The 2,196-nt window shown below is 63.2% G+C and carries 3 protein-coding genes; all 3 read right to left on the bottom strand.

Annotation, left to right across the window (positions count from 1 at the left end):
- A partial coding sequence (locus HP547_RS28450) for an NAD(P)(+) transhydrogenase (Re/Si-specific) subunit beta (RefSeq protein ID WP_172288825.1) occupies nt 1-623 on the bottom strand: 623 nt, incomplete at its 3' end.
- A 2-nt stretch (nt 624-625) separates the two neighbouring features.
- Nucleotides 626-940 (bottom strand): NAD(P) transhydrogenase subunit alpha, encoded by a 315-nt coding sequence (locus HP547_RS28445; protein WP_003256966.1) that lies wholly within the window; start codon nt 938-940, stop codon nt 626-628.
- Between the two features lie 11 nt (nt 941-951).
- Nucleotides 952-2,073 (bottom strand): Re/Si-specific NAD(P)(+) transhydrogenase subunit alpha, encoded by a 1,122-nt coding sequence (locus tag HP547_RS28440; protein ID WP_172221789.1) that lies wholly within the window; start codon nt 2,071-2,073, stop codon nt 952-954.
- Nucleotides 2,074-2,196: the final 123 nt, after the last annotated feature.

Here is a 2,196-nt window from a genome sequence, read left to right as displayed (position 1 = left end):
GCGCTGTAATGGCCGGTGAAGGTGAACAGCAGCCCCAGCGCAATGGTGGTCAGGCCGAGGATCAGGTTCAGCTTGTGCTGGCCGGCGAACTGTACCGGTGCGCCCTGGAACAGGCGGAACTTGTACTTGCCCGACAGCTTGCCGAAGGCGATCACCGAACCGGAGAAGGTGACTGCACCGATGGCTGCACCGAGGAACAGCTCCAGGCGGTTGCCGGTGGGGATCGGGTCGCTGATGGCGGCAACGATACCCATAGATTGCGGTTCGAGCACGGCGGCGATGGCGATGAAAACCGCAGCCAGGCCGATCATGCTGTGCATGAAGGCGACCAGCTCGGGCATCTTGGTCATCTCGACGCGCTTGGCCATGATCGAGCCGGCGGTGCCGCCGATCAGCAGGCCGACCAGCACGTAGCCGATGCCGGTGGTAGCCCCGCCGTTGCCAACAGAGAGCGCCGCGAGCTTATAGATGAGGCCCACCGTCGTGAGGATGGCGATCCCCATGCCGATCATGCCGTACAGGTTGCCGCGCCGCGACGTGGTCGGGTGCGACAGGCCCTTGAGCGCCTGAATGAAGCAGATCGAGGCGACGAGGTAGAGGAGCGTTACCAGATTCATGCTCATGCTTACTTCTGCGCCTCGTTCTTGGTTTTCTTCTTGAACATCTCAAGCATGCGGCGGGTGACCAGGAAGCCACCGAACACGTTGACTGCGGCCAGCGCTACGGCAAGGGTACCCATCAGCTTGCCTGCCGGGGTCACGGTCAGCGCGGCGGCCAACATGGCGCCAACGATGACGATCGCCGAAATGGCGTTGGTCACGGCCATCAATGGGGTGTGCAGCGCCGGGGTGACGTTCCAGACCACGTGGTAACCCACATAAATGGCCAGCACGAAGATGATCAGGTTGTAGATGCCATGGGAAATCAGCATGTCTTCCATTGTCGTGCTCCTTAGCCGTTCTTGCGGACGACTTGACCATCGCGGCACATCAGGCAGGCCGCGACGATGTCGTCTTCGAGGTTGATGACCAGTGCGCCGTCCTTGTCGAACAGCAGCTTCGTGAAGTCCAGCAGGTTGCGTGCGTACAGCGCCGACGCATCGGCACCCACCTGGGCCGGCAGGTTGGTGGGGCCGACGATGGTCACCCCGTTCTGTTGCACCACTTGGTCGGCGACGGTGAGCGGGCAGTTGCCGCCCTGGGCTGCGGCGAGGTCGATGACCACCGAACCTGGCTTCATCTGCGCAACGGTTTCGGCACTGAGCAGGGTCGGCGCCTTGCGCCCGGGAATCAGCGCCGTGGTGATGACGATATCCGCCTGCTTGGCACGCTCATGCACGGCCTGGGCCTGGCGTTGCATCCAGCTTGCCGGCATTGGTCGCGCATATCCGCCGACGCCTTCGGCGCATTCGCGCTCCTCGTCGGTCTCGTAGGGGACGTCGAGGAATTTGGCGCCCAGCGATTCGATCTGCTCCTTCACTGCCGGGCGCACATCAGACGCTTCGATCACTGCCCCCAGCCGCTTCGCCGTGGCGATGGCCTGCAGACCGGCAACGCCCGCCCCAAGGATCAGTACCCGTGCGGCCTTTACGGTGCCGGCCGCCGTCATCAGCATGGGCATGAAGCGCGGGTAGTGATGGGCAGCCAGCAACACTGCCTTGTAACCGGCGATGTTGGCTTGCGACGACAGCACGTCCAGGCTTTGTGCCCGTGAGGTGCGTGGCGCGGCTTCAAGGGCAAAGGCGGTAATACCGCGTTCGGCCATCTTGCCGATCAGCTCGCTGTTGAAGGGGTTGAGCATGCCCGCCAGCAGGCTGCCGCTGTTGATCAGGGCCAGCTCCTGGTCGTTGGGCGCGACCACCTTGAGTACCAATTGGGCGCCGTAGGCATCGGCCGCACTCCCCAGGGAAGCGCCCACGGCCTCATAGGCACTGTCCGGAATGCTGGCGTTTAGCCCTGCCCCCCGTTGGACGGTGACCTGATGGCCCTGGCCAATCAGTTTCTTGATGGTTTCCGGGGTCGCTGCGACCCTTGTCTCACCGGTCTGCGTCTCGAGAGGAACACCAATGTGCACGACTATTTCTCCTGCGGTGACCTTTGTCTTTGTAAAAGCCAGCACACTGCGGATGGTGAGCTGGGGCGGCTGTGGAGCGCCAACCCGCCGTATCCCGGGCGGGCGAAGCATTTTGCAGACGAA

Source organism: Pseudomonas sp. CM27 (assembly GCF_013179515.1).
Taxonomy (GTDB): domain Bacteria; phylum Pseudomonadota; class Gammaproteobacteria; order Pseudomonadales; family Pseudomonadaceae; genus Aquipseudomonas.
Note: the sequence above shows the minus strand (reverse complement) of the source record. Positions and strands in the feature narration are given on the sequence as shown.